The sequence below is a fragment of the Streptomyces sp. NPDC056222 genome, assembly GCF_042264065.1.
Lineage (GTDB): Bacteria > Actinomycetota > Actinomycetes > Streptomycetales > Streptomycetaceae > Streptomyces.
On record NZ_JBHJTL010000009.1, the window covers coordinates 56,218 to 81,206 of the forward strand.

The window sequence follows — 24,989 nt, forward strand, 5'->3', positions numbered from 1 at the left end:
CGGAGCCGACGGCCCCGGAAAGACCGTTCGGCGATTCGTTCGGGTGCGCACAACGGGCGCCCCGGACCGCTCCGGGTTCGAATCGGAGCATGGCACCCTTTGAGAGGCTCCGCGCCGACCGCAGAACGCAGTCGCTGGAGACCGGCACTTGGTGGTACGCCAACATCGCCGGTGAAGCGGCCGACTCCTTCAGTTCCCGAGTGCGCAAGAGGATGAAGCGTTCCTGCCTCGCCGCGGTCCTGCTGCTCGCGATCGTCTACGCCGGCCTCGTGCTGACCGCCACCGGCCAGCGCTGGGAGAACGCCGTGCTCAACGGCCGGCTCACCGACGAGACCCTGGCCGCCGCCCACGAGGCGAACCGCACCCTGCAGCACATCACGGTCTACTCCCTCGCCGTCGCCATGCTCGTGATGACCGTCATCGGGATGCTGCGGCGACGGCACGCCCTCACGCTCGCAGCACTGGGCACCGTCGGCGTCTCCCTCTTCCTGGCCGAGCTGCTCAAGGGCTATGTCCTCGGCCGCCCGGATCTGGCCCACGCGCCCGCCCACCTGACCCACAACAGCTTTCCCAGCGGACACACCACGGTCGCGATGAGCGTGATGTTCGGCCTGGCCCTCGTCGTCCCGTACCGGGTCCGCGGCCTCGCCGTGGGCCTCTGCGCCCTGTGGGCGACGGCCGTGGGCGCGTACACGGTGGCCGCCGGATGGCACCGGCCCAGTGACACGATCGGGGCCGACCTGCTCGTTCTCGCCGTGGCGTGCGGACTCGTCGCCCTCCTCGCCCGCCGCGGCAAGGTGGGTCCCGCGCGCTCGCGCCGCTTCCCGCTGCGCACCGTCTTCGTGATCGTTCCCCTGGGCATCGCCGCCGTCGGTGGGCTCGGCGCCGGCCTGGTCCTCCTCGTCGACTCCATGTTCCTCCTGGAGCCCACCGATCCGAACCTGTCCCACGTCGCCTACCAGGCCGGACAGCGCCTCGCCGTCGGTGCGAGCGCCGCGGCCACGCTGGTGCTGCTCGCCCTCCTGCGCCATGTCGACCTGGACGCCGTCCCCACTCCGTACCGGCTCTCCGGCACCATCGTTCCCGCAGAGGAGGCAGGGCCCTTTCCCACCGAGGCGGATCACGAGATATCTTGATGTCGAGCAATCTCGCAGACGCAGACGTGGAGCGGAGCACACCCGGTGACTGACTCGACCATCATCTACACCCACACTGACGAGGCGCCCGCCCTGGCGACGTACTCGTTCCTGCCCGTGATCCAGGCCTACGCCTCGACGGCCGGGGTCAATGTCGAGACCCGTGACATCTCCCTGGCGGGACGCATCATCTCCGGCTTCCCCGAGCGTCTCGACGAAGGGCAGCGCATCGACGACGCGCTCGCCGAGCTCGGCGCGCTGGCCAAGACGCCCGGCGCGAACATCATCAAGCTGCCGAACGTCTCGGCGTCCATCCCGCAGCTGAAGGCCGCGATCGCCGAGCTCCAGGCGCAGGGCTACGCCCTCCCGGACTACCCGGACGACCCGCAGACCGACGAGGACAAGGACGTCCGCGCCCGCTACGACAAGGTCAAGGGCAGCGCCGTCAACCCGGTCCTGCGCGAGGGCAACTCCGACCGCCGCGCCCCCGGCTCGGTCAAGAACTACGCCAAGACGCACCCGCACCGCATGGGCGCCTGGTCCTCGGACTCGAAGACCAACGTCGCCACCATGGGGCAGAACGACTTCCGCTCCACCGAGAAGTCCGCGACCGTCTCCGAGGCCGGCACGCTGCGCATCGAGCACGTCGCCGCCGACGGCACCACCACCGTCCTGCGCGAGTCGGTCCCCGTGCTCGCCGGTGAGGTAGTCGACGCCTCCGTCATGCACGTCGCCGCCCTGCGCACCTTCCTCGGCGAGCAGATCGCCCGCGCCAAGGCCGAGGACGTCCTGTTCTCCGTGCACCTCAAGGCCACGATGATGAAGGTCTCCGACCCGATCGTCTTCGGCCACGTGGTCCGCGCCTTCTTCCCGAAGACGTTCGCCGCCCACGGTGCGGCGCTCGCCGCCGCCGGCCTCTCCCCGAACGACGGCCTCGGTGGCATCCTCAACGGCCTGGCCGCCCTCCCGAACGGTGCCGAGATCAAGGCGTCCTTCGACGCCGAGCTCGCCGAGGGCCCGGCCCTCGCCATGGTCGACTCCGACAAGGGCATCACCAACCTGCACGTGCCGTCCGACGTCATCGTCGACGCCTCGATGCCGGCCATGATCCGCACGTCCGGCCACATGTGGGGCCCGGACGGCCAGGAGGCCGACACCCTCGCCGTCCTCCCGGACAGCAGCTACTCCGGCGTGTACCAGGCCGTCATCGACGACTGCCGCGCCCACGGCGCCTTCGACCCGTCGACCATGGGCTCCGTACCCAACGTCGGTCTGATGGCGCAGAAGGCCGAGGAGTACGGCTCCCACGACAAGACCTTCGAGATCGCCGCGGCCGGCACCGTCCGCCTCGTCGACGCCGCGGGCAACGTCGTCCTGGAGCAGGAGGTCGCCGAGGGCGACATCTTCCGCGCCTGCCAGACCAAGGACCTGCCCATCCAGGACTGGGTCAAGCTCGCCGTGACCCGTGCCCGCGCCACCGGCGCCCCGGCCGTCTTCTGGCTGGACGAGACCCGCGCGCACGACGCCCAGCTGATCGCCAAGGTCAAGCAGTACCTGCCCGAGCACGACACCGAGGGTCTGGAGATCAAGATCCTCGCCCCGGTCGACGCCACCACGTTCTCCCTGGAGCGCATCCGCCGCGGCGAGGACACCATCTCGGTCACCGGCAACGTGCTGCGTGACTACCTGACCGACCTCTTCCCGATCCTGGAGCTGGGCACCAGCGCCAAGATGCTCTCGGTCGTCCCGCTGATGGCCGGCGGCGGCCTGTTCGAGACGGGCGCCGGCGGCTCCGCCCCGAAGCACGTCCAGCAGCTCGTCAAGGAGAACTACCTCCGCTGGGACTCCCTCGGCGAGTTCTTCGCCCTGGCCGCCAGCTTCGAGCACCTGGCGACCACCACGAGCAACGCCCGCGCCCAGGTCCTCGCCGACACCCTCGACCGCGCCACCGGCACCTTCCTCAACGAGGACAAGTCGCCGACCCGTCGCGTCGGTGGGATCGACAACCGCGGCAGCCACTTCTACCTGGCCCTCTACTGGGCCCAGGAGCTGGCCAAGCAGACCGACGACGCGCAGCTCGCGGAGGCCTTCGCCGGCCTCGCCAAGACCCTGACCGAGCAGGAGGAGACCATCGTCTCCGAGCTCAACGCGGTCCAGGGCTCCCCGGCCGAGATCGGCGGCTACTACCAGCCCGACCCGGCCAAGGCCGCGGCCGTGATGCGTCCGTCCGCCACCTTCAACGAGGCCATCGCGTCCCTCGCCTGATCCCGGCGCGACAGCTGTTCCGCCCCGGCCGGAGTTCCTCCGGCCGGGGCGGTCCCGTCGGTGGCGGATGTGGCATCCGGGTGTGAACCTGGATGGATGAGCTGGGCATCATGGACGACCCCCGGCGTCTACACCGGGCGTGGTGGCGTGCTGACCGAGGAAGTCGGTGCGGTCACGGGCGACCTGACCGTGCACACCACCTGGGCAGATGGCGAAGCACGTGTGGCCGTGCAGTACAGCGGCGCGTCCGACTGGTTCACGATGTCGGGCAGTCCGGTTCCGTGCGCCACCGAGCTCGAGAGCCGCGAACTCCACGAGGCCGCGGTCGAAGCCGTACGGGAGGGGAACGCGGCCACCGTGCCGTATCTTCCGCATCCACCGGCATAAACATTGGCGCGAAGTGTTATCCCACCCGCGCCCGCGGGTCTCCCTCACGACGGGGACGGACAGACCCAGGCACGAGGGAGCAGGCAGGATGCACAGCGACGAGCGCGGCACGGCCGCACTGGTGAACGCGGCAGTGGCCGGAGACCCGCATGCCGGAGAGCGGCTGATACGCGCATACCTTCCGCTCGTCTACAACATCGTCGGCCGCGCGCTCGACGGGCACGCCGACGTCGACGACGTCGTGCAGGAGACGATGTTCCGCGCCCTGGACGGCCTGCCCGGGCTGCGCGACCCCGAACGTTTCCGGTCCTGGCTCGTCGCGATCGCGATGAACCAGATCCGCCACCGCTGGCGCGAGCGGCAGGCCGGGCCCGTGCCCGGCCTCGACCGGGCGACCGAGCTCGCCGACCCCGCCGGAGACTTCGTCGACCTCACCATTCTGCGACTCGGCCTCTCCGGGCAGCGGCGCGAGGTAGCCGAGGCGACCCGCTGGCTCGACGAGAGCGACCGCGACCTGCTCGCCCTGTGGTGGTTGGAGGCCGGTGGCGAACTGAGCCGCGCGGAGCTCGCCGACGCCCTGGCCGTCCCCCCGGCACACGCGGCCGTCCGAGTCCAGCGGATGAAGGAACGACTGGAGACCGGCCGAGCCGTCGTCCGCGCCCTCGCCACGCGGCCGCCGTGCGCGGAACTGATCGGCATCACCGCCGGATGGGACGGACACCCGGCACCGATCTGGCGCAAACGCATCGCCCGCCACGTCTCCACCTGCTCCACTTGCGGCCGCAACCGTTCGGGCCTGGCCCCCGCAGAGGGCCTCCTGGTCGGCCTCGGCCTGGTGCCACCGCTGCTGGCCTGGGGTGCGGCCCGCCCGGACATCCAGACGGCCGCCTGGGCAGGCCAGTCCCCGGACACGGGTGCGGCGGGCGACTGGGGCGCGGGGCAGGCCGGCAGCCCGGGATCCGACGGGGGCATGGGGCAGACCGGCCCGGGTCCCGACCTCGCGCCGTACGGGGGAGCGCCTGCGGATCCGGGGGCTGCCGGGTCGTCGGCCGGGCAGCCGTCCGGAGGGGATCCCCTTCCGCACTTCGAGCCCGGGCCGGGGTTCGCCGGTGACGGGACCGGGTCGGTGTCCGGCGGCGGAGGCGGTGGCTTCGGTGAGGCGGGGCCCTCGATCCCCGTGCCCGGGGCGGGCCGTGGGGGGTCCGGCATGCGCCGGTCCGTCGTCGCCGGGCTGGTCGCCGTCGGCGTGCTCGGCGGGCTCATACTCCTCGTGCCGTCGGAGCCCGAGACCCGGCAGCCCGCACCCCGTACGCCCGCGGCGGCGCCACCCCCGGCGCCGAGCACCGTACGGGCGTCGACGGCCGCGCCCCGGCCGAGTCCGACCTCCGCCACGCCGACCCCCAGGCCGACGCGGACCCCGACCGCCGAGGAACGGCTGACTCGACTGGTCAACCAGCGCCGCGCGGAAGAGGGTTGCGCTCCGCTCCGGCAGGATCCCCGACTCACCGAGGCCGCCCGGGACTACGCCCGGGACATGGTCCGGCGCGGCTACTACGCGCACAGCAGCCCCGAGGGCGAGTTCGCCGACACGCGGATCTCGTCCGCGGGATACACCTGGTCCGCCTGGGCCGAGAACCTGGCGCGCAGCGGGTCCGACCCCTCCGCCGTCTTCGAGAGCTGGATGGACGGCGCGATGCACCAGGAGAACATGCTGAACTGCCGTTACAAGCACACGGGAGTCGCCGCCGTCTCCGGCCCCGACGGCACGGTGTGGGTGCAGAAACTGGCCTCGCCGGCCTCCTGAACCCACACCGGGCGAGGCGCGGACCGGGTCAGCGGGCGGTGCCGAAGTTCTGTACCCACCAGGGCCCGTTGGCGGTCAGCTTCACCCCGACCCCGATGTCCTTGAACGAGCAGTTGAGGATGTTGCGGCGGTGCCCGTCGCTGTTCATCCAGTCCTCCATCGCCGCCGCGGGGCTCTTCGGGCCGCGGTGGATGTTCTCGGCCCAGCCGGACCACGCGTACCCGGCGGCTGTGATCCGGTCGCCCGCGTCCCGTCCCTCGGGGCTGGTGTGCTCGTAGTAGTTCCGCTCCGCCATGTCGTCCGCGTGCGCCTGCGCCGCACTCCGCAGCTTGCTGTGGGAGCGGAGCGGGGAACAACCCGCCTTCTCCCGCTCGGCGTTGGCGAGCAGCACGACTTGCTCGACGTACTGCTCCACCTTCCCGACGACGGGCGCCACAGCTTGGAGCGGGCCGGGTACCGCGGCCTTCTGCCGTGCCGGCGTGGGGCGGGCGGGCGCCGGCACGGAGGTCGGCGACGGGCTCGGCGCGGAGGCCGGCGCCGGCCCGGACGGAGGCGGGGACGGAGCGATCGAAGGAGCGGACCGTACGGCCGGCGCCGTCCGTTCCGAGGGTGTGGCCGACGGGACGGCCGACGGCACGGACCCCTCGGCCAGGGGCGCCACCCGCGACAGGGCGACCGCGTCCGGACGGGTGCCCGCACCCTCCTGCGAGCCCAGGGACGCGACGTACGCTCCCGCCGCCACGGTGAGGACGGCGGTCGCCGTGCCCGCGACGGTCACGGCGGTACGGAAGGACGGCACGAGGCGCGCGCGCCGTCCCGCACGCCGTCCTCTGCGGTGCCTGCCGCCGCCGTTGGTCCGCCGGTCGTCGGGGCTGTGCTCGTCGTGGTGCTGCATGCGCTCCGCTCTCTTCTCCGAGTCCACCGGACCGTCCGGCGCAAGGGAGAGCCGCCGGGGCTGAGGACATAACCCTTTCCTGCCCCCCACCTGTCGACACGCCTCGTCAATGAGGTGTGCCGCCGCTCACTCCTGCGGTACGACCGCCACCGGGCACGGCGCCAGGTGCAGCGCCGCATGGGCGACCGAACCGATCCGGGTCCCGATCGCCCGGCGCCGCGCCCGCCGGCCGACCACCAGGAGCCGGGCGTCGCCAGAGGAGCCGAGCAGTACCTGTCCGGCGCTGCCGATCTCCACGTGTTCGGTCACCCGCACCTCGGGGAACCGCTCCCGCCAGGGCGCCAGCGCCTCGCGCAGCGCCTTCTCCTCGTACGGGACCAGGCCGCCGGCCTCGTCGGTGAGCGACAGCGCCGTCGACGTGGGGCTGTACGCGTACAGCGGCGGCAGGTTCCAGGCTCGTACCGCGCGGACGGACGCGCCCCGGGCCGCCGCCGTCCCGAACGCGAAGCGCAGCGCCGGAGCGCTGTCCTCCGCCGAGCCCTGCTGACCGACGACGATCACCCCGCCTTCCGGGTCACCGCTGCCCTCGCCGTCCCGGGAACGTACCGACACCACCGGCCGACGGGCGTCCGCGATGATCTGCTGACCGTAGGAGCCGAGCAGGAATCCGGCCACCGCCCCGTACCCGCGCGAGCCGATGACGAGCATCTCGGCCTCCTCCTCGGCGCTCAGCAGCGCGGCGACCGGGGTGTCGTGCAGCACCTCGGCGGTGAGGGTGAGACCGGGGTGCCGCTCGGCGATCGTCGACTCGGCCTTCCGCAGGACGTCGTCGGCCGTCCGTTCCTGGCTCGGCCGGTCCTGCTCGAGCGGGATGTCCAGGGGCTCCCACCGCCAGGCGTGGACCAGACGCAGGGGCAGGCGCCGGCGTCGCGCCTCGCGGGCGGCCCAGTCGGCCGCCGCGAGACTCTCCGGCGAACCGTCCACTCCTGCGACGATCTCTCGACTCATCGGGTGACTCCGTCCCTCCGTGGGCGGGCCCGGCCCGTCGACCGGTCCCTCTCCCGTCCAGCGTGGGACCGCCGACCACTCGACGAGAGGGCCGAGGTCCCGCCATGACGGTACGTCGGTTCTGGTCCCGCCGCCTCCGCTCATGCCGTGGGCGCGGCACCTCGACCGGCGCTGAGCCGTCGTCAGGGTGACGTGTCGGAAGGCGGACGGGAGGAAGTTCCGCTCGGTCGATGACCGCGCCGCTCTTGTCGGGATTCCGGTCGACGATGTGCACGGTCGGCTTCGCCACGTCGTCGAAGGCGCCGCCTGCCGCGCCGCCGCTTCGACGGCCGACCGCGTCAGGCGCCGGTCGGTGCCGGGTCGTCGCGGCGTCCGCGCCGTGTCACGGCGGCGGCCAGGGCGGAGAGAGCGTAGGTGCCGACGAGGCTTCCCACCATGACCATGCCGACGCCGATCACGAAGAGGCCGCTGGAGTCGTCCGACCAGTCGTAGAAGGCGGCGGCGGTCAGTCCGGCCGTCGTGCCGAGTACGGCGCCGGGGATCCGGTGCCGGGACGCGGCCCAGTACACCGGCGCCACCAGGGTCAGCACCAGCCCGATCACCTGCCATGCCTCGTACGGGCCGGTGACCGACCCGTCAGGGTGTACGTCGCGATGCTGGTCCCAGCCCAGCCAGGCGGCCCATGCCGCAACCGGCACGAGAACCAGCGGCAACAGGGTGGTGGCGAGTTTCAGTGGTCTCCGAGGCATGACCCAAGCGTCCCGGCCGCCCGGACCCAGGGGCAGAGCGCACGTACTCACCACCCCTGAGTAGCAGGGCGACCACCGGCGCGGGGTGGTCGGCCGACGCGACGGAGGCCGCCCGGTGCGTGATGCACGGGGCGGCCTCCGTCCTACGCGGTGGGCCGTGGGGGACGGTCAGCCGCAGTTGTGCAGTCGGTACGAACCGCCCTGGTAGGCCAGAGTCCCGTTCTGGTCCCACATGTTGACCTCCTCGGCGACGCACAGCCCGGCGCCGTTCACCCAGTTCGGCCCGGCGTAGCTGCTGAAGTAGCCGGGGTCCTCGTCCCAGTCCTTGATGGTCCGGCTCGTTGTCATGGCATACGTCGTCAGGTCCATGCGCGTGGAGATGCCGGCGAGCGGTCCGCGCTTCACGACGACCTGACAGTTCTGAGAGCCGTCCCAGTAGGTGTAGACGTCCGCGATCTTCTTGCCGGCGTGCACACCGTGGTCGGCGTTGATGCCGTAGCTGTCCACCAGGCCACCGGTGCAGCCATAGCCGCCGGCCGACGCGACGGGCGCGGTGACGACCGGCGCGACGACACCGACGCCGAGGACGACGGCGGCGCTGGTGAGCAGGCGGGCAAGCTTGTGGGTGCGCATAGGTAGGTTTGTCTCCCTGATCGGCGCCCGGGATCCGAGATGGTCAACTCAACGGTCTCCGCTGGGCATTGGAGTTCGATTCTCGATACGCGAGTTGATCTTGTCGAGAGCCAGATCAGGAAGTGTCTGTGATCCCGGTCACCGGGACGGTGGCCGACTCCGGTCGGTGGGAGGCGCCGCGGCGCCGACTTCGCCGCCGGAGAGGGCGCCTCACGGTCCCGGTGGGGGTTCATGCTCGCAGTGTCAGTCGCGGATGGGTGCCGTTCAGGTAGTGGTCGCCGATGTCGCGGAGGCGGTGTGCCGGGGACGAACTTGCAGTGAGAGCACGGGCGTTGCGCCAGAAGCGGTCGAAGTCCGGTCCGCCGCCCGCGGTGTCGGCGACGAGTTCGAGGATCCGTGTGGTGATCTGGACCGCGGATCGGCTGGTCACCGCCTCGGCCGCGGCGACCAGTACGGCGATGTCGGCCCGTTCCTCGACGCCGAGCGACCGTTCCGCCCGCAGTCCGCGCGCCAGGGCGTCCGTCGCCCGCTCGACGACCGCCGCGGCGGTGTGCGCGGCCGTGGCCAACTCCCCGTACGTCAGCAGGAGGTACGGGTCGTCCCCGCCGCTCACCGGGTACTCGTCGGTCGGCGGCGGGGCGGCCTGGGTGGCGCGGCTGATGTCCCGGGCCTCCGCGAGCGCTCCCTCGGCGATTCCGAGGCCCACGTGGACCAGGAGAAGTCGCCGGGCGAGCGGGGCCAGCGTGGTGAAGGGGGCCACGGCGTGCTCGTCGCCGGAGAGCGAGCCCAGGATGTCCCGAGGGCTCAGCAGGACCTGATCGAAGGTCACGGTCCCCGCGCCGGCGAGACGCTGGCCCATTCGGTCGGTCGCGGCCTCGGTGAACACCGCGGGATCCGCGGGATCCACCAGTGCGACCAGGGTCTCGCCCGTCCCCGTACACCGCGCCCCCACGATCAGCCGGTCGGCGACGACGACGCCGGAGGTGAACGACCGGCGCCCTTCGAGGACGTGACCGCCGTCGACCGGTGTGAGGGTCGGTCCGGGCCGGCCGGTCGTACGGGACGGTTCGATGGCGCCGGCGAGCAGCCACCGCTCCTGTGCCGTGCGGTTCTCCAGGGTCTCCGGGGCGCTCGAGGCCGTGGCGCCACCCGAGAGGAAGCGGGCGGTCCAGGACAACGCGTAGTGGTGGGCGAGGAGTTCGCCGATCGAGCTGTCCGCCGCCGAGATCTCGCGGACGACCGCGCAGGCGGACTGCCAGTCGGCGCCGCGGCCGCTCGGCCCGGGTGGGGTGAGCAGCGCGGGCAGTCCGGCCTCCCTGAGTCGGGCAACCTCGTCGAACGGGGCCTTGCCGGCCCGGTCCCTGGCCGGCGCGTCGACCGCGAGGTCGTCGGCGAGTTCCCGGGTGACACGGGGCCAGATCTCGTCGTCGGCCGGGCGGTCGACCGGTCCGGAGGTGGGCCGTATCGCTGACTTCTTCGGCGTTCTCACGTCACCTCACATGATCCCTAGTATTCCCACTGGAATAGTAGGGATATTGACAGAGGGGTGGCGGAGGTCCCAAGGGGCGTTCGTATGGTGGACAACGAGGTCTCGCACAGCGAGACCGGTGGGGTGTCGTCGAGGCGGTGGCGGTGGCGGTGACGGGGGCGAGGCGGGGGTCGGGTGCCGGTCAGGGGTTGGTCCATGCCTCCGGGTCGTCAGCCAGCTCGGAGATCCCGGCGGGCAGTTTCGCCGCGGCCACGTCCGCCAGCGACACCCCGTCCAGTACCTGGCGCACATTCGCCCGCAGCGCGATCCACAGCGTGAGCAGCGACTCGGCCGGGCCCGTGTACGAGAGCTCCGGAGGGCGCACCCCGCGCACCGACACCAGGGGGCCGTCCACGCATCGGATCACGTCCGCGACGGAGATCGAGTCGGCCGGCCTGGCCAGCCAGTACCCGCCGTTCCCGCCCCGCTGACTCAACACCAGGCCGCCCCGGCGCATGTCGCCGAGAATCCCCTCGAGGAACTTGTGGGGGATGTCCTGGACCTCCGCGATCGCCTCGGCCTTCAACGGCCCCGTGTCCTGGGCGGCGGCGAGCTGAAGTGCGGCACGCACCGCGTAGTCGGCCCTGGCTGAGATGCGCATGGCCCGCATTATTCCGCACCCCGGTGACCGGATTCGTACGCTCGCGGGCGCGGGTCCCAGGGCGGTCCGCACCCTTGACGCGGGCCGTGACCGCCCCGACACTCGGGGACGGGAATCCGAGCGAACGGGTAGGGAACCATGGAGCTCACGGCGGGAACGGACGCGGCTCGCACCGTCCGGCTGCCCCGCTCCCTGCCCCTGACCTCGCGACGCCACATCGACCTCCTGCGTGTGTGCAGCGCGGCGAGTCGTGTGCCCCTCGGGCGCACCGGCACCGCCGTCCCCACCGCGCTCTGAGTCCGCTGCCGCCTTCGCGGCGTCCTCTCCTCCTTCCCGTATCTCTGCTGCCTCCGAGCGCGTGTCGATGGCGCGCTGCCGTGACCCAGCACCGAGCACCCTCAGGGAGAAGCATGTCCGTCATCCCGTCCGTCGTCGCACCGCCCGTCTTCCGTGGCCGGATCGGCTGCGACGTACGCAGCGGCCACTACGCCGTTCCGCACCGCTACCGGCTTCATCTGGCGCTTTCCTGCCCCAGTTGTCTGCGCGTCGCCGTCACCCACAGCCTGCTCGGACTCCAGGACACGCTTCCCCTCACCCTGCTGCCCGCCACCCCCGACACACCCGGCGGCGGTTACGCCACGTTGCGCCCGCTGTACGAGGCCAGTGCCCATCTGTACGCCGGGCCCGCCGTCGCCCCCGTGCTCAGCGACGGCTGGACCGGCCGGATCGTGAGCACCCATGTCCCCGACATCCTGCGCGACCTCGCCCTGCGCTTCCGCGGCACCGGCCCCGAACTGCTGCCTGCGTGCCGCGAGTCCGAGGTCGAGGCGATCGGCGACCTGTGCGAGCGAAGCGTCAACCGTGCCGCGCAGCGCGCCGGCGAGCTGGGCCTCGACGACCTGGCCGCGCATCGCGATCCGCTCACCGTGCTCCTCGCCGCCCTGGGTCGGCTGGAACGGAGGGTGGAGCGACAGTCGTACGTGCTCGGCGACGAGATCACCGCCGCCGATGTGCACGTCTGGGTGACGCTCCTCCAGCTGGACACCGTGCACCGCTGGCACCTGGACGCCGGAGCGATGGAGCGTGTCGCCGACCATCCCGCACTGTGGGCCTACGCCCAACGCCTCGCCGCACAGCCCGCGTTCGGGCGCCACCTCGACCTCGACGGCATCGTGAGCCGTCATCGCGCCCACTGCCGGGGCCAGGAGGCGGCGGGCGCCGCCATGAGCATCGTGGACTGGCAGGCGTACCGCGTCTGAGGCGACGCAGGGGACGGCACCGGAACCGTCAGACGAAGGGCGGTTCCCAGTCCTTCTTGACCTCGAAGCGGTAGTCGCGCCGGTCGAGCACCCGGCCGTCCCCGTCGACCAGCGAGGCGGACACGTCGTAGACCCCGCGCGCCCGCGGTCCGCTCGGGACACGCTCCGGCGGGAGCTCCAGATCGTACGGCCCGCCGTGCCGGAAGTTCCCGAGCACCACATCGACCCCGCCCAGCTCGGCGCCGTCCTTGCTCCGCTGGTCGACCACCCTCAGGCCGGTCACCGACGGACCCTCGACGCGGAAGCGCACCACGGCGCGGAATTCCGCGCCCTCCTTCACCGTGAACGGCTCCGGTGCCGCCCCCGAAGGAGGCACCGGCAGGGAGATGTCGCCCGGGCCGGTGAACCGGAGCGCCAGTCCGAGCAGCCGTACGCCACGGCCTTCCTGGATCGGAACGGCCGCGGCCGGGTCGGCGAGGGAAACCATGGTGTGCTCGTCTCTCAGGACAGGGCCTCGCGGACGAGGCCGGGGTGCGACGCAAACGCGGCTACCCGAATCGCTCCCGCCCATGCGGCGGGCTGCGCGTCCGGGAGCGCCTGCCGGCCGGTACGGGCCGGGCGGCCGGTACGGGCGGCCGGTACGGGCCCGCCGTCCGGTACGGGCCCGTCAGCCGACGCGGCGCCCGGCGAGCGGAGCCGTCGCGTCCCCGCTACCCGCGCGTACGCCCCGCAGAAAGGTGCCGAAGGCCTCGACGGGGGTCATGGACGGCGCCCAGTCGAGCTCCCGGCGTGCGCGCTCGGTGGCGAGCAGCGGCAGGCGCAGCACGGCGTCGAAGAGGTCCGGGGACGCGCCGGCCACCCGCAGTTTCCAGGCCGCCGAGAGCACGCCGCGTACCGCGCCGTTCGGCACCTTGATCGCGCGGGCGTCCAGGAGCGAGGCGAGGGCCGCGGTGTCGATCGCCGGATCCCCCGCCAGGTTGAACGCACCCCGGACGTCACGTACGAGCGCCCGGCAGTAGGCATCGGCCGCGTCGTCGGTGTGCAGCGCCTGGAACCGCAACCCTTTCAGCTCGGGTAGGAGTGGCAGCAGCTCGGGGCGCATCAGTCCGCCCGGGAAGAAGCGGCCCGCGAAGATCCGGCGCTGCTCGCTGGCCGACTCCTCCTTGAAGAGGAAGCAGGGCCGCATCCGTACCACCCGCGTCGTCGGATGGTCGCGCTCGAAGGTGTCCAGGACCCGTTCCAGATACGCCTTCTCGCGGGTGTAGGCGGCGCCTGGCCAGCCGTGTGTGGGCCAGGACTCCGAGACGGCGGCACCGTTTCCGGGACCGGGGGAGTAGGCCCCGATCGACGAGGCGTGCACCAGGACGGGCACCCGCGCCGCCGCCACCGCGTCGAGGACTCGCAGCGTGCCGAGGACGTTCGCCCGCCATGTCTCGGCCACGTCGTGGGTCGGCTGGAAGCGCCAGGCCAGATGGACGACCGCATCGGCGTCCGCGATGTACTGCGCGAGCCGCGGTTCGTCGCCCTCCAGCGACAGGTCCACCTCGGCCCACTCGGTCTTCGACAGGGTCAACGAGGGTCTGCGGCGGGCGAGTCCGAGGACGGAGGCGATCCGCGGCTCTCGTTCCAGGGCCCGGACCAGGCTCGTCCCGACATTGCCCGTGGCGCCCGTGACGACCACCCTCAGTCCCTCACTCGCCTTCATACTTCGACCTTCCGTCATCACCGGCCCGCGCGCACCCCGGACCGCACCATGACGGATCGTGTTCGGTTGGGTCGCGCGGGTGAAGGAGTGACCCGAATATGGAGCAACGGAGCGAAGGGGGTGTGCCAGGAGGACATGATGTTGCTGCCCGACAGAAACACGATCGACCGGCTGCTGCGGCACTACCGGGCGCAGGAACGCGCGGTCCTGGCCAGGCCGGGCGACCTGTCGGTCCGCAGGCGCTTCGAGGACACGGCCTACACGCTGTGTGTGCTGATGGGGGAGCGTACGGCGCGTGAGGCCGTCTTCGCCGCCGAGCGGTACGTGGCGAAGGCGAGCCCCGCGTCCCGGCAGGCGCTCGAGGGGATGCCCGGCTCGTGAGTGAGCGAGTGAGCGAGTGAGCGAGCGGGTGGCAGGGGTCGGCGATCGGGTGATCCCGTGGGCGGGCGCGTGGGGCAAAAGGAGAGTTCCGGGGCATGAGTGGGGTAGATGCCCCTGTACGGAAGCGAGGGAGGCGGGTGACCCGATGGCGTCGGAGCGGTTCACCGTCACGGCGGAGCCCGGGCCGCAGCCCGGAGTCGTGGTGCTTGCCCTCACGGGGGAGCTCGACCACGACACCGCGGACGTGCTGCGCGGGGAGCTCGAGGGGCGAAACGGAGCGGTGCGGATCCTGGTCGACTGCGAGGGGCTGCGGTTCTGCGACTCGACCGGCCTGAACGTACTGCTGCGGGCCCGTCTCCACGCGCTGGAGGCCGGCGGCCGCCTGGAGCTGGCCGGGCTGCGCCCGCCGGTGGCCCGGATGTTCGAGATCACGGGAGCGCGGACCGTTTTCCGCGTGTACGAGAACGTGGCCGAGGCGCTCACGGATCGGCGGGCGGACGGCTAGGCGGGTGATCGCGGAGGGAGCGGTGGGCAAGGAAACGGTGGAGGAAGATCAGGTCCGAAGGCTCGTGCTGTTCGGGACCAAGGGCGTGGTGATGCGCTGCCGCGACTTCACCGCGGACGCCCTCACCGACTGGGGCTGGCTTCCGGCCGAGGACGACGAGGCCCGGGAGCGGGTGGACGACGTGCTGCTTCTGGTCTCGGAGGTGGTCACCAACGCCTGCCTCCACGCGGGAGGCCCCGAGGAACTGGTTCTCCGCCACCGCCGGGACCGCCTGCGGGTCGAGGTCTCCGACGCGAACCCGGAGCACCCCCGGCGGCGACAGCCCCGAGCGCCGTCGCTGCCGGGCGGTCACGGGCTGATGGTCCTGGACCGGCTCGCGGGGGACTGGGGGTCGGAGCCGCGCGAGCGCGGCAAGGTCGTCTGGCTGGAGGTCGGCCGCCCGTCCCGACCGCCGTGGCGCGGGGACGGCAGACCGTGACACCGCCCGCGGCGCCCCGCGGCCTACCGTCGCCCCGCTACTCCGTCGACGCCCGTCGAACGCTGTCGTGGTCCTCCACCAAGCCCGTCCTGAGCTCGTCCAGGATCCGGGCCAGCAGCCTGGAGATGTGCATCTGCGAGAGGCCGAGCCGCTCGCCGATCTCCGCCTGGGTCAGCTCGTCGCCGAAGCGCAGCGCGAGGATCGTGCGGTCCCGCGCGTCCAGCCCGGCGATGAGTGGTTTCAGCGACTCCAGCGAGTCGATGAGCTCGAACGCGTGCTCCTCCTCGCCGAGGCGCCGTGCGCCCGCCGTGAGGGCCGACTCGTCGTCACCGGTCGGGGTGTCGAGCGAGCTGGCGACATAGCCGTTCGACGCCTGTTCGCCCTCCGCCACCTTGTCCTCGTCGAGGTGCAGATGGTCGGCCAGCTCGGCTCTGCTCGGCCGCCGGCCGAGTTGCTGCTCCAGGGTGTCGACGGCCTTCGCCAGCTCGATGCGCAGCTCCTGGAGCCGCCGCGGTACCTGGACGGACCAGCTGGTGTCCCGGAAGAAACGCTTCATCTCACCGACGATCGTGGGCAGCGCGAACGCCGAGAACTCCACGTTACGGCCGACCTCGAACCGGTCGATCGCCTTGATCAGGCCGATCGTGCCGACCTGGACGATGTCCTCCGTCGGTTCGGCCCGGTTCCGGAAACGGCGGGCCGCGAACTTCACGAGGCTGAGATTCAGCTCCACCAGCGTGTTCCGTACGTACGCGTGCTCGGGAGTCCCTTCCTCCAGGCTGCCCAGGCGGGTGAAGAGCGCCGTGGACAGGGTCTGGGCGTCCGTCGTGCTCACCTCGGTGGGCCGGTCGATCTCGGGCAGACCGTCCAGCGCACGGCGGCGCACGGCGGCGGGCTCTGTGGACGACGGCTTGCTGAGGGGCTTGCTACGGGTGGACATAAAGGCTCCCTCGACGGGTGGCGTGGGCCTTCGCCGCCGTGAGGGCGGCGGGGGTCCGTCGTTCGAGCGTCCTGTAGAGAACCATTCCCTTTGATAGTGGTTTGACACCGTCTGTCCGGGCAGTCGTGTCCCATGACGACAACGGCACTCCGGTACGCCTTGCCCGACGGCCCCGGTGTGGTGGGCGAGTGCCGCGACCTCACCCGGCGGGCGTTGCTCGACTGGTTCGGCCCGGTGGGAGGCGCGCAGGAGGTCCTAGTGGAGGACGTCCTGCTGCTCGTCTCGGAGGTCGTCACCAACGCGTACACCCACGGTGGCACTCCGTACGAACTCCGCCTCGACCGCACCGACGGGCGGCTGTGGGTCCAGGTCAGCGACACGAGCCCCGTACGTCCGCGGCCCCACGGCCCGCACATCGCGAGCCGTGCCTCGGGGCACGGGCTGTATCTGCTGGAACGCCTCTCCTCGGCGTGGGGCTCGCTCCGGCGCGGTGAGGGCAAGGCGGTCTGGTTCGAGGTGGAGCTGACGTCGGTCCCCGTCGTGGAAGACGCGCCGGCAGCCGCCCCCACAGACGCTGCCGCCCGCCCTCGCCGTGCCTAGAGTGGAGGAGCGGGGCGGGGGCCGTCGCGGGCGCACCACCCCGGAGCCGCGGCGGGACCCGATCCGCGTCCCTGTCGTCTCCGTGCCGCGCGAGGTCCGCGATGGAGAGTTCCCCCCGACCGCCCGCGTCCGAGCCCGGCGTGCCGCCGGAACACCTGGGCGGGGACGGGCTGGGAAAGCTCCTGGCCGGGCTCACCGCCGTACGGGACGGTGATCTCTCCGTCCGTCTCCCGGACTCCGCCGGAGGCATCCTCGGTGAGATCGCGGCCGTCTACAACGACATGGTCGACCAGTTGTCCCTGGTCACCTCCGAGGTCACCCGTGTCGCCAGCGAGGTCGGCGGGCAGGGCCTCCTCGGTGGCCGGGCGCGCGAACCACGGGTGAGCGGAGTGTGGCGCGAGCTGACCTCCGGTGTGAACACCATGGCCGACAACCTGACGTCCCAGGTCAGATCCATCGCCCAGGTCGCGACCGCCGTCGCCCTCGGCGACCTCACGCGGAAGATCCGGGTCGACGCGCGCGGCGAGATCCTGGAGCTGAAGGAGACCATCAACACGATGGTCGACCGGCTGTCCTCCTTCGCCGAGGAGGTCACCAGGGTCGCCCGCGAGGTCGGTACGGAGGGCAAGCTCGGCGGCCAGGCCACGGTGCTCGGCGTCTCCGGCACCTGGAAGGACCTCACGGACAACGTCAACTCCATGGCCGACAACCTCACCAACCAGGTGCGCAACATCGCCCAGGTGACCACGTCCGTCGCGCAGGGCGATCTGACGAGCCGCATCGACGTGTCCGCGCGCGGCGAGATCCTGGAGCTCAAGACCACCATCAACACCATGGTCGACCAGCTGTCCTCCTTCGCCGCCGAGGTCACGCGAGTGGCCCGCGAGGTGGGTACGGAGGGCAAACTCGGCGGCCAGGCCGAGGTCGAAGGCGTCTCCGGCACGTGGAAGCGGCTCACCGAGAACGTCAACGAACTCGCCGGAAACCTGACCCGGCAGGTCCGAGCCATCGCCGAGGTCACCGGCGCCGTCGCCGAGGGCGACCTCACGCGCTCCATCACGGTCGACGCCCCCGGCGAGGTCGGCGAGCTGCGGGACAACATCAACGCGATGGTCGAGTCACTGCGGGCCACCACCCGCGCCAACGAGGAGCAGGACTGGCTCAAGACGAACATCGCCCGGATCGCCGCACTCATGCAGGGCACGCGCACCCTGACCGACATCGCCGAACTCATCATGACCGAGGTGCCGCCGCTGGTCTCCGCGCAGTACGGCGCCTTCTTCCTCGCCCGCCACGACGCGCGCGGCACCGAACTCGTCGTGACCGCGTCGTACGGAGCACCCGAGGAACCCGCCACGCCGCCCCGCCGCTTCCGGCTCGGCCAGTCCCTCGTCGGCCAGGCGGCCCAGGACCGGCGCACGGTCGTCGTGGAGCGGCTGCCGGTCGGATACGCCACGGTCTCCTCCGCGGCGGGCTCCGGTGAACCGGCCATGCTGATCATCCTGCCGATCGTCGTCGAGGACCAGGTCCTCGGAGCCGTCGAACTCGCCTCGCTCCAGCCCTTCACCGCCATCCACCGCGACTTCCTGGATCGTTTCGTGGACACCGCGGGAGCCGTCGTGAGCTCGCTCGTCGCCAACCTCCGTACCGACGAACTCCTCGCCCAGTCCCAGCGGCTCACCGATGAGCTGCGTTCCAGCTCCCAGGAGTTGCAGGAGCGGCAGCAGGAACTGCAGCGCTCCAACGCCGAGCTGAAGGAGAAGGCGGCGCTGCTCGCCGAACGCAACAAGGACATCGAGTCCAAGAACCTCGTCATCGAACAGGCCCGCCAGGAGCTGGAGGCGCGCGCCCAGCAGCTGTCCCGCACGTCCATGTACAAGTCCGAGTTCCTGGCCAACATGAGCCATGAGCTGCGCACCCCGCTCAACAGCCTGCTGATCCTGGCCCGGTTGCTCGCCCAGAACCCGCAGGGGAATCTGTCGGAGAAGCAGGTCGACTACGCCGAGGTCATCCACTCCGCGGGCTCCGACCTGCTCCAGCTGATCAACGACATCCTCGACCTGTCCAAGGTCGAGGCGGGGAAGATGGACATCCGCCCCGAACGGTTCCCGCTCCACCAGCTCCTGGAGTATCTGGAGGCCACCTTCGGACCGGTGGCGGACGAGCGCGGGCTGAGCTTCTCGGTCACGGTCTCCTCGGACGTGCCCGAGGAACTCACCACCGACGAGTCCCGGCTGCGGCAGATCCTGCGCAACCTGCTGTCCAACGCGCTGAAGTTCACCGACGAGGGCGGGGTGGACCTGACGATCGAGTACGCCGGAGGGGACGAACCGCCGGCCACGATGCGCGCGAGCGGACCGGTGCTGGCCTTCCATGTCACCGACAGCGGGGTAGGAATCCCCGCCGAACGCCTCGAAGGCATCTTCGGCGCCTTCCAGCAGGGCGACGGAACCACGGCCCGCCGCTACGGAGGCACCGGGCTCGGGCTCTCCATCAGCCGTGAGGTCGCCGGCCTCCTCGGCGGTGCCATCGACGTCCGCTCGACGCCCGGCCAGGGCAGCCGCTTCACCTTCTACCTGCCCGCCCCTCGCACGGCTTCGCCGGGCGCACCGGCCGGGGCCGATGAGGTGGCCGCCGACGCCGGCACGGACGAGGCCGCGGGGACCGGCACTGCCCACGCCCCCGGCGGTCAGGACCCGTGGGCGGCGGGCCACACCGTCCTCGTGGTCGACGACGACGTGCGCAACGTCTACGCGCTCACGGAAGTACTGGTGGGCCACGGCGTCCGGGTGCTCCAGGCCGACAGCGGCCGCGCCGGCCTCGACCTGCTGGCGTCCCACCCCGAGGTCGAACTCGTCCTGATGGACGTCATGATGGCCGGCATGGACGGGTACGCCACCACCGACGCCATCCGGAAGCTGCCCGGCCGCGCCCACCTGCCCGTCATCGCCGTCACCGCCAAGGCCATGCCCGGTGACCGGGCCCGCGCCCTGGCGGCCGGGGCCAGCGACTACGTGGCCAAGCCCGTCGACGCCGAAGAGCTCATGGCCAAGGTCCGGCGGTGGCTGGCCACGTGAAGCCGTCGCGCGCCGCGTTCCTCGCGCGCCGGCACCCCGCGCACACCGTCACCGTACGAGCACCGCGACGATGCTGGTGTCGTCGTCCGTGTCGCCCGTGGCCGCCTCGAGCAGCCGTTCCACCTGCTCGTTCGGCGGGTAGCCGGTGAGCCGTTCGGCCGCCGCGGCGAGCTGCGCGAGCCCGTGGTCCAGGCCGTCGTGGCGCCGTTCGACAAGCCCGTCCGTGTAGAGCAGCAATGTGTCGCCGGGCCGCAGCACGATGCGGCGCTCCTGGTACGCGTACGCGGGCACCGCGCCCAGCAGGAGGTCGTGCGGCGGTTCGAGGAGCTGCGCCGTTCCGTCGCGCAGGAGCAGCATCGGCAGGTGACCGGCGCTCGACCAGACCAGGCCGCGGTCCTCGGGGTCGTACAGGGCGCAGACCGCGGTCGCCGTGGGCTGTCCGCTGGTGCGCAGTGTCATCTCGTTGAGCCACTCCATCAGCCGTCGCGGAGAGTCGCCGGTGCACGCCAGGCCGCGCTGGGCGTTGCGCAGCGCCACCATGCCGGTGACCGAGTCGATGCCGTGGCCCGCCACGTCGCCGACCGTCATGAGGACCTTGCCGCTGGGGAGCGGCTGGACGTCGTACCAGTCGCCACCGACCCGGTACTCCTCGGCAGCCGGCCGGTAGCGGGCCGCCACCATCAAGTCCGGCAGTTCCTGAAGATCCGGGACCTCGGGCACGATCGCCTGCTGGAGCTGCAGGGCCAACTGGTGCCGGAGCTCGGCCTGGGTCCGTACCTCGGTGAGCTGGTCGAACGTCGCGGTCAGCGCGGCCTCGGTGCGCCGGCTCGCCGACACGTCCTGGTACACCCCGGCGACACCGATGACCGAGCCTGCGTCGATGAGAGGCTCCGCCGCCACCCGGACGTGGCGCACGGCCCGGTCCTCGAGCACGATCCGCAGCACCGTCTGCGCGCCGGTACGACGCTCCACCAGCGTCCTGAGCAGCTCGGTCAACGCCTCTCCGTCCTCCGGGTGCACCAGCCCCCGCAGCCCCAGCAGGGGTACGGGAGGCTCGTCACGGCCCCTGCCGAAGACGGCGTACGCCTGCTCCGACCACACCGTGTCGCCGCCCGTCAGGCTGTCCTGGAAGAGGGCCACGCTCTGCAGCCTGGACACGGCGCGCTCCGAGGCCAGCCCCGGATCGGTGGTCTCGTGCCACAGCACCACGGCCCGCTCGTCGCCGGCCGGCAGCACGCGCACGTCGAGCAGGGGCGCCGGATCACCCGGCTCGGCGGCCGTGGACGCGGGCAGCCGGGCGACCCGCTGGGTGCGCCCGGTCCGGTGCGCGCGTCGTGCGAGATGGGCGAGGTCCGCGTGGAGCCGGGGGAGCACGAGCACCAGGGAACGGTCCTCGGCGGGAGGGGCGCCGCCGAGCGTCGCCACGGCGTAGTCGTTGAGGTGCTCGACGGTCGGCGGAGCGACGGCCGGGCCGACCTTGAGGAGCATCGCGGGATGGACGAGGGCGTCCAGGACGTCCACGAGGACCGGTGCGACGGACGGGGGAGAGTCGGCCGCGTCGAGGACGGTGCCGGCCACGTCCGTCAGGCCCACCAGAGCCCTGCGCAGCGGCTCGTCGAAGGGGTTCGGGCCGGGCCAGGCGACCAGCGCCAGACCCACCGTCGTGCCCCGCAGGCGCAGGGGGAGCAGCGCCCGCGCCGCGTGGGGCGTGGGCCCGGGCAGTACCTCGCCGTTCTCGGGGCCGGAGTCCAGCCAGACCGGCGAGCCGTCGGAGAGCGCCGAACGGAACGCGGGGGGTGCCGCGGGAGGGATCCACTGCCAGGCGGCAGCCTCGGCGGCCCCGACGCCCGCGTGTCCGGCGAGCCGCAGACATCCCCACGCGTCGCGTCGCCACAGCCACAGGCTCCCCGCGCCGAGCGGTACGAGACCGCCCTCCAGGAGCGCCTGGGCCGCCTCGCCGACGGTGTCCTTCGTCTCGGCGGCCGTGGCCGCGCGCCGTGCGCGCCGCTCGTCGGGGGTACTGAACACGACGGGCGGGGCCGCGGGCTCGTCCTGCGGGGCGGCAAGGGGCGCGGCTGTGGCCTCGGCGGCTGCGGACCCGGTCCGTGTGAGTCGCTCGGCCGTCGTACCGCCGACGGCGTTGACGATGTCGGCGGCGAGATCCTCGATGCCGAGGCCCGTGGCGTGGGAGAGGGAATCCAGGTGCTCCGCCGCATCGGCCGGGGACGCGCCCAGCTGGGCCGCGAGAACACCCGTGGCCAGGTCGACGAGATGCCGGCGGGTGAGCTCGGCACGCAGCCGCCTGTTCTCGGCAGAGAGACCGCTGATGCCGGGCTCCGGAGCTTCCGCCGCAGGCGTCGTCACGGCTCCTCCCGTCCCTCCACCGAGTGGTTGTCCGGAATGATCGCGTCCGCTCAGGATTCTACCGGTCGGCCCCGCTCGGGTGCCTGAATCCGAGCCCCCGGGGTACCCGCCCGGACGGAACGGACCGGTGTTCCGTCCCGTCCTGTATCCGGGCCTCACGGAATCACGGAAGAGGAGCGCACCATGCCCCGTGGATCGAGCCCCAAGAGGGAACGGCAGTACGAGCACATCAAGGAGAGCGCGAAGGACCGTGGCGAGAGCGAGAAGCGCGCCGAGGAGATCGCGGCGCGCACCGTGAACAAGGAACGTGCCCGCGCCGGCGAGTCGAAGACCGCGAGCAAGAGCTCCACGGAGGACATGTCCTCCTCCCGGCGCGGTGGCCTGCGCTCCCACAGCGGCTCCCAGGGGCCGACGTACGACCAGCTCTACGCCGAGGCACAGCGGCGCAACATCCACGGCCGCTCGTCCATGGACAAGGCGGAACTGAAGAGGGCGCTCGGCGGCAGCTGAGCGGCCAGGGCCGATTGTCAGTGGTGCCCGGCACGATGGACCCATGACAACGACTCCGGTTCTTGCCGATGCCGCCGCGTACGCGCAGGCGGTCGAGGACGCCAAGCAGGCAGCCGCCGCCTACTACGCGGGTGGCACGTCCCCGCTCGACGACGACGCCTATGACCGCCTCGGCCGGGCGATAGCCGCATGGGAGTCCGCCCACCCCGACCAGGTGCGCGCGGACTCTCCGACGGGCAAGGTCGCCGGGGGCGCGGCGGAGGGCGACGTCCCGCACACCCGGCCGATGCTCTCGCTCGACAACGTCTTCTCGGCCGAGCAGTTCACGACCTGGGCCGCGTCACTGGAGCGCCGGATCGGCCGTGCGGTCGAGCGGTGGAGCGTGGAGCCGAAGCTCGACGGACTGGCGATCGCCGCGCGCTACGAGCGAGGGCTGCTGACCCGGCTCGTCACACGGGGCGACGGAACGGCCGGCGAGGACGTGTCGCACGCGCGAGGCACGATCGTGGGGCTGCCGGAGCGACTCACGGAGCCCGTCACGGTCGAGATACGCGGCGAAGTACTGATGACCACCGAGCAGTTCGAGGCGGCCAACCCGGTACGGGTCGCCCACGGCGGCGAGCCCTTCGCCAACCCGCGCAACGCGGCTGCCGGGACACTGCGCGCCAAGGACCGTCCGTACCGCGTGGAGATGACCTTCTTCGCCTACGACATGCTGCCGCTGGCCGCAGCCGACGCGGACGGCCCGGCGGTGGACCCGGACGGCCTGGACGAGCTCGCCCACAGCGAGCTGATCGCGCGGGCGGTCGCCCTCGGCCTGCACACCTCGGGCGCCACCGCCGCGCCCGGCCGCGCGGTCGCGGGCACGGAGGAGGTACTGGCCCGCGTCGCCGAGATCGCGGCCCTGCGGGCCGAGCTGCCGTTCGGGATCGACGGGATCGTGATCAAGGCCGATCTCGCGGCCGACCGGCGCGAGGCCGGTTCGGGCTCCCGCGCGCCGCGCTGGGCCATCGCGTACAAGCTTCCGGCCGTGGAGAAGGTCACCCGACTGGTCGGGGTCGAATGGAACGTGGGCCGCACGGGCATCATCGCGCCCCGCGCCGTCCTGGAGCCGGTGGAGATCGACGGCAGCACGGTCACGTACGCCACGCTGCACAACCCTTCCGACATCACCCGCCGTGATCTTCGGGTGGGCGACCACGTGATGGTCTACAAGGCGGGCGACATCATTCCGCGGGTCGAAGCGCCCGTCGCACACCTGCGGACCGGCGAGGAGGAGCCGATCGGTTTCCCCGAGGCCTGCCCGCAGTGCGGCTCGGAGATCGACCGCAGCGAGCAGCGCTGGCGGTGCGCCCGCGGACGCGACTGCCACCTCGTGGCCTCCCTCTCGTACGCCGTGGGCCGCGACCAGCTCGACATCGAGGGGCTCGGCGCGAGCAGGATCGTCCAGCTCGTGGACGCCGCCCTGGTCGCGGACGTGGCCGATCTGTTCACCCTCACCCGCGAGCAGCTGCTCGGCCTGGACCGGATGGGGGAGACCAGCACGGACAACCTCCTCGCCGCGATCGCCACCGCGCGCACCCGGCCGCTCGGCCGTGTGCTGTGCGCCCTCGGCATCCGGGGGACGGGACGTTCCATGTCCCGTCGCATAGCCCGCCACTTCGCCACCATGGACGCCGTCCGGGCGGCCGACGCGGAGGCGATGCAGCAGGTCGACGGAATCGGTGCGGAGAAGGCGCCGGTCATCGTCGCCGAGCTGGCGGAGCTCGCGGTGGTCGTCGACAAGCTCGTCGCCGCCGGGGTGAACATGACCGAGCCCGGAGCCACCCCGCCGCCCCCGCCGGGGACCGGGACGGAGTCCGCGTCCGAGGCCGCCCCCGTCGAGGCGGCCGGGCCGCTCGCGGGCCTGTCGGTGGTCGTCACGGGTGCCATGACCGGCCCGCTGGAGGCACTGAGCCGCAATCAGATGAACGAACTGATCGAGCGCGCGGGCGGCAAGTCCTCGTCCAGCGTCTCCAAGCGCACCGGCCTGGTCGTCGCGGGCGAGAAGGCCGGCTCCAAGCGGACGAAGGCCGAGGAGCTGGGCATCCGTCTGGTGGACCCGGACGAGTTCGCCACCCTGCTGGGCGACTTCCTGCCGGCCTGACCGGGAGCCGGGGACCCC

General features: G+C 72.1%; 23 protein-coding genes. 13 read left to right on the forward strand and 10 right to left on the reverse strand.

All coding sequences use genetic code 11. The annotated features are described in order from the left end of the window. The first annotated feature begins 89 nt into the window (after positions 1 to 89). From ACFC0D_RS06930 to ACFC0D_RS06945, 4 genes are all read left to right on the forward strand, one after another. Positions 90 to 1,136, forward strand: a complete 1,047-nt coding sequence (locus ACFC0D_RS06930; RefSeq protein ID WP_376431861.1) for a phosphatase PAP2 family protein — start codon at positions 90 to 92, stop codon at positions 1,134 to 1,136. Positions 1,137 to 1,181: 45 nt separating this feature from the next. Then, on the forward strand, positions 1,182 to 3,401 hold the full coding sequence (locus tag ACFC0D_RS06935; RefSeq protein WP_376431863.1) for an NADP-dependent isocitrate dehydrogenase: 2,220 nt from the start codon (positions 1,182 to 1,184) through the stop codon (positions 3,399 to 3,401). 96 nt (positions 3,402 to 3,497) lie between these two features. Then, positions 3,498 to 3,788 (forward strand): hypothetical protein, encoded by a 291-nt coding sequence (locus ACFC0D_RS06940; RefSeq protein WP_376431865.1) that lies wholly within the window; start codon positions 3,498 to 3,500, stop codon positions 3,786 to 3,788. 88 nt (positions 3,789 to 3,876) lie between these two features. Next, complete coding sequence (locus ACFC0D_RS06945; RefSeq protein ID WP_376431867.1) at positions 3,877 to 5,592, forward strand: sigma-70 family RNA polymerase sigma factor; 1,716 nt, start codon at positions 3,877 to 3,879, stop codon at positions 5,590 to 5,592. 28 nt (positions 5,593 to 5,620) lie between these two features. Here ACFC0D_RS06945 and ACFC0D_RS06950 read toward each other — a convergent pair whose 3' ends face one another. The 6 genes from ACFC0D_RS06950 to ACFC0D_RS06975 all read right to left on the reverse strand — a co-directional run bounded on the left by ACFC0D_RS06950 (position 5,621) and on the right by ACFC0D_RS06975 (position 11,006). Next, positions 5,621 to 6,487 (reverse strand): CAP domain-containing protein, encoded by an 867-nt coding sequence (locus ACFC0D_RS06950; RefSeq protein ID WP_376431869.1) that lies wholly within the window; start codon positions 6,485 to 6,487, stop codon positions 5,621 to 5,623. A gap of 126 nt (positions 6,488 to 6,613) precedes the next feature. Next, complete coding sequence (locus ACFC0D_RS06955) at positions 6,614 to 7,495, reverse strand: universal stress protein (protein WP_376431871.1); 882 nt, start codon at positions 7,493 to 7,495, stop codon at positions 6,614 to 6,616. Between the two features lie 338 nt (positions 7,496 to 7,833). Further along, positions 7,834 to 8,244 carry a hypothetical protein gene (locus tag ACFC0D_RS06960; RefSeq protein WP_376431873.1) on the reverse strand — a complete coding sequence of 137 codons (411 nt, stop codon included), beginning with the start codon at positions 8,242 to 8,244 and terminating at the stop codon, positions 7,834 to 7,836. A gap of 168 nt (positions 8,245 to 8,412) precedes the next feature. Further along, complete coding sequence (locus tag ACFC0D_RS06965; RefSeq protein ID WP_376431875.1) at positions 8,413 to 8,877, reverse strand: hypothetical protein; 465 nt, start codon at positions 8,875 to 8,877, stop codon at positions 8,413 to 8,415. Between the two features lie 229 nt (positions 8,878 to 9,106). Next, a complete protein-coding gene (locus ACFC0D_RS06970; RefSeq protein WP_376431877.1) occupies positions 9,107 to 10,366 on the reverse strand; it encodes an acyl-CoA dehydrogenase family protein in 1,260 nt (419 codons plus the stop codon). A 181-nt stretch (positions 10,367 to 10,547) separates the two neighbouring features. Further along, entirely contained in the window at positions 10,548 to 11,006 is a 459-nt protein-coding gene (locus ACFC0D_RS06975; protein ID WP_376431879.1) for an RrF2 family transcriptional regulator, read from the reverse strand. A gap of 138 nt (positions 11,007 to 11,144) precedes the next feature. Here ACFC0D_RS06975 and ACFC0D_RS06980 point away from each other — a divergent pair, with 138 nt between their 5' ends. Both ACFC0D_RS06980 and ACFC0D_RS06985 read left to right on the forward strand, forming a co-directional pair. Beyond that, the gene (locus tag ACFC0D_RS06980) at positions 11,145 to 11,303 is read left to right on the forward strand and encodes a hypothetical protein (RefSeq protein WP_376431881.1); all 159 of its coding nucleotides are present in this window, start codon (positions 11,145 to 11,147) and stop codon (positions 11,301 to 11,303) included. A gap of 113 nt (positions 11,304 to 11,416) precedes the next feature. Further along, positions 11,417 to 12,265: a glutathione S-transferase C-terminal domain-containing protein gene (locus tag ACFC0D_RS06985; protein ID WP_376431883.1), complete on the forward strand. Its 849-nt coding sequence runs from the start codon at positions 11,417 to 11,419 to the stop codon at positions 12,263 to 12,265. 28 nt (positions 12,266 to 12,293) lie between these two features. Here the strand turns inward: ACFC0D_RS06985 and ACFC0D_RS06990 are convergent, their stop codons facing one another. Then, a complete protein-coding gene (locus ACFC0D_RS06990; RefSeq protein WP_376431885.1) occupies positions 12,294 to 12,752 on the reverse strand; it encodes a hypothetical protein in 459 nt (152 codons plus the stop codon). Positions 12,753 to 12,932: 180 nt separating this feature from the next. After that, positions 12,933 to 13,970, reverse strand: coding sequence for an NAD-dependent epimerase/dehydratase family protein (locus ACFC0D_RS06995; protein ID WP_376431887.1), 1,038 nt, complete (start codon positions 13,968 to 13,970; stop codon positions 12,933 to 12,935). A gap of 138 nt (positions 13,971 to 14,108) precedes the next feature. On the opposite strand from ACFC0D_RS06995, the gene ACFC0D_RS07000 reads away from it, so the two are divergent. The 3 genes from ACFC0D_RS07000 (at position 14,109) to ACFC0D_RS07010 (ending at position 15,334) form a co-directional block, all read left to right on the forward strand. After that, the gene (locus ACFC0D_RS07000) at positions 14,109 to 14,351 is read left to right on the forward strand and encodes a DUF5133 domain-containing protein (RefSeq protein ID WP_376431889.1); all 243 of its coding nucleotides are present in this window, start codon (positions 14,109 to 14,111) and stop codon (positions 14,349 to 14,351) included. Between the two features lie 145 nt (positions 14,352 to 14,496). Continuing rightward, positions 14,497 to 14,856, forward strand: coding sequence for an STAS domain-containing protein (locus ACFC0D_RS07005; RefSeq protein WP_376431891.1), 360 nt, complete (start codon positions 14,497 to 14,499; stop codon positions 14,854 to 14,856). A gap of 22 nt (positions 14,857 to 14,878) precedes the next feature. Beyond that, positions 14,879 to 15,334 (forward strand): ATP-binding protein, encoded by a 456-nt coding sequence (locus ACFC0D_RS07010; RefSeq protein ID WP_376431893.1) that lies wholly within the window; start codon positions 14,879 to 14,881, stop codon positions 15,332 to 15,334. Between the two features lie 37 nt (positions 15,335 to 15,371). On the opposite strand, the gene ACFC0D_RS07015 is transcribed toward ACFC0D_RS07010, so the two are convergent. After that, a complete protein-coding gene (locus tag ACFC0D_RS07015; protein WP_376431895.1) occupies positions 15,372 to 16,274 on the reverse strand; it encodes a SigB/SigF/SigG family RNA polymerase sigma factor in 903 nt (300 codons plus the stop codon). 132 nt (positions 16,275 to 16,406) lie between these two features. On the opposite strand from ACFC0D_RS07015, the gene ACFC0D_RS07020 reads away from it, so the two are divergent. Then, positions 16,407 to 16,874 (forward strand): ATP-binding protein, encoded by a 468-nt coding sequence (locus tag ACFC0D_RS07020; protein WP_376431897.1) that lies wholly within the window; start codon positions 16,407 to 16,409, stop codon positions 16,872 to 16,874. 101 nt (positions 16,875 to 16,975) lie between these two features. Then, positions 16,976 to 19,951: a HAMP domain-containing protein gene (locus ACFC0D_RS07025; RefSeq protein WP_376431899.1), complete on the forward strand. Its 2,976-nt coding sequence runs from the start codon at positions 16,976 to 16,978 to the stop codon at positions 19,949 to 19,951. Between the two features lie 48 nt (positions 19,952 to 19,999). Here ACFC0D_RS07025 and ACFC0D_RS07030 read toward each other — a convergent pair whose 3' ends face one another. Further along, positions 20,000 to 22,315, reverse strand: a complete 2,316-nt coding sequence (locus ACFC0D_RS07030; RefSeq protein WP_376431901.1) for a SpoIIE family protein phosphatase — start codon at positions 22,313 to 22,315, stop codon at positions 20,000 to 20,002. Positions 22,316 to 22,498: 183 nt separating this feature from the next. Between ACFC0D_RS07030 and ACFC0D_RS07035 the strand changes: the two genes are divergently transcribed. Continuing rightward, the gene (locus tag ACFC0D_RS07035) at positions 22,499 to 22,825 is read left to right on the forward strand and encodes a plasmid stabilization protein (RefSeq protein WP_376431903.1); all 327 of its coding nucleotides are present in this window, start codon (positions 22,499 to 22,501) and stop codon (positions 22,823 to 22,825) included. Between the two features lie 43 nt (positions 22,826 to 22,868). After that, positions 22,869 to 24,971 (forward strand): NAD-dependent DNA ligase LigA, encoded by a 2,103-nt coding sequence (ligA, locus tag ACFC0D_RS07040; RefSeq protein WP_376431905.1) that lies wholly within the window; start codon positions 22,869 to 22,871, stop codon positions 24,969 to 24,971. Positions 24,972 to 24,989: the final 18 nt, after the last annotated feature.

What these genes read in the sequence shown, in the direction of transcription:
- ACFC0D_RS06930 (WP_376431861.1), top strand. Translation starts at nt 90, where the DNA reads ATGGCACCCTTTGAGAGGCTCCGCGCCGACCGCAGAACGCAGTCGCTG.
- ACFC0D_RS06940 (WP_376431865.1), top strand. Translation starts at nt 3,498, where the DNA reads ATGAGCTGGGCATCATGGACGACCCCCGGCGTCTACACCGGGCGTGGT.
- ACFC0D_RS06945 (WP_376431867.1), top strand. Translation starts at nt 3,877, where the DNA reads ATGCACAGCGACGAGCGCGGCACGGCCGCACTGGTGAACGCGGCAGTG.
- ACFC0D_RS06950 (WP_376431869.1), bottom strand. Translation starts at nt 6,487, where the DNA reads ATGCAGCACCACGACGAGCACAGCCCCGACGACCGGCGGACCAACGGC.
- ACFC0D_RS06955 (WP_376431871.1), bottom strand. Translation starts at nt 7,495, where the DNA reads ATGAGTCGAGAGATCGTCGCAGGAGTGGACGGTTCGCCGGAGAGTCTC.
- ACFC0D_RS06960 (WP_376431873.1), bottom strand. Translation starts at nt 8,244, where the DNA reads ATGCCTCGGAGACCACTGAAACTCGCCACCACCCTGTTGCCGCTGGTT.
- ACFC0D_RS06965 (WP_376431875.1), bottom strand. Translation starts at nt 8,877, where the DNA reads ATGCGCACCCACAAGCTTGCCCGCCTGCTCACCAGCGCCGCCGTCGTC.
- ACFC0D_RS06975 (WP_376431879.1), bottom strand. Translation starts at nt 11,006, where the DNA reads ATGCGCATCTCAGCCAGGGCCGACTACGCGGTGCGTGCCGCACTTCAG.
- ACFC0D_RS06980 (WP_376431881.1), top strand. Translation starts at nt 11,145, where the DNA reads ATGGAGCTCACGGCGGGAACGGACGCGGCTCGCACCGTCCGGCTGCCC.
- ACFC0D_RS06985 (WP_376431883.1), top strand. Translation starts at nt 11,417, where the DNA reads ATGTCCGTCATCCCGTCCGTCGTCGCACCGCCCGTCTTCCGTGGCCGG.
- ACFC0D_RS06990 (WP_376431885.1), bottom strand. Translation starts at nt 12,752, where the DNA reads ATGGTTTCCCTCGCCGACCCGGCCGCGGCCGTTCCGATCCAGGAAGGC.
- ACFC0D_RS06995 (WP_376431887.1), bottom strand. Translation starts at nt 13,970, where the DNA reads ATGAAGGCGAGTGAGGGACTGAGGGTGGTCGTCACGGGCGCCACGGGC.
- ACFC0D_RS07000 (WP_376431889.1), top strand. Translation starts at nt 14,109, where the DNA reads ATGTTGCTGCCCGACAGAAACACGATCGACCGGCTGCTGCGGCACTAC.
- ACFC0D_RS07005 (WP_376431891.1), top strand. Translation starts at nt 14,497, where the DNA reads ATGGCGTCGGAGCGGTTCACCGTCACGGCGGAGCCCGGGCCGCAGCCC.
- ACFC0D_RS07015 (WP_376431895.1), bottom strand. Translation starts at nt 16,274, where the DNA reads ATGTCCACCCGTAGCAAGCCCCTCAGCAAGCCGTCGTCCACAGAGCCC.
- ACFC0D_RS07020 (WP_376431897.1), top strand. Translation starts at nt 16,407, where the DNA reads ATGACGACAACGGCACTCCGGTACGCCTTGCCCGACGGCCCCGGTGTG.
- ACFC0D_RS07025 (WP_376431899.1), top strand. Translation starts at nt 16,976, where the DNA reads ATGGAGAGTTCCCCCCGACCGCCCGCGTCCGAGCCCGGCGTGCCGCCG.
- ACFC0D_RS07035 (WP_376431903.1), top strand. Translation starts at nt 22,499, where the DNA reads ATGCCCCGTGGATCGAGCCCCAAGAGGGAACGGCAGTACGAGCACATC.
- ligA (WP_376431905.1), top strand. Translation starts at nt 22,869, where the DNA reads ATGACAACGACTCCGGTTCTTGCCGATGCCGCCGCGTACGCGCAGGCG.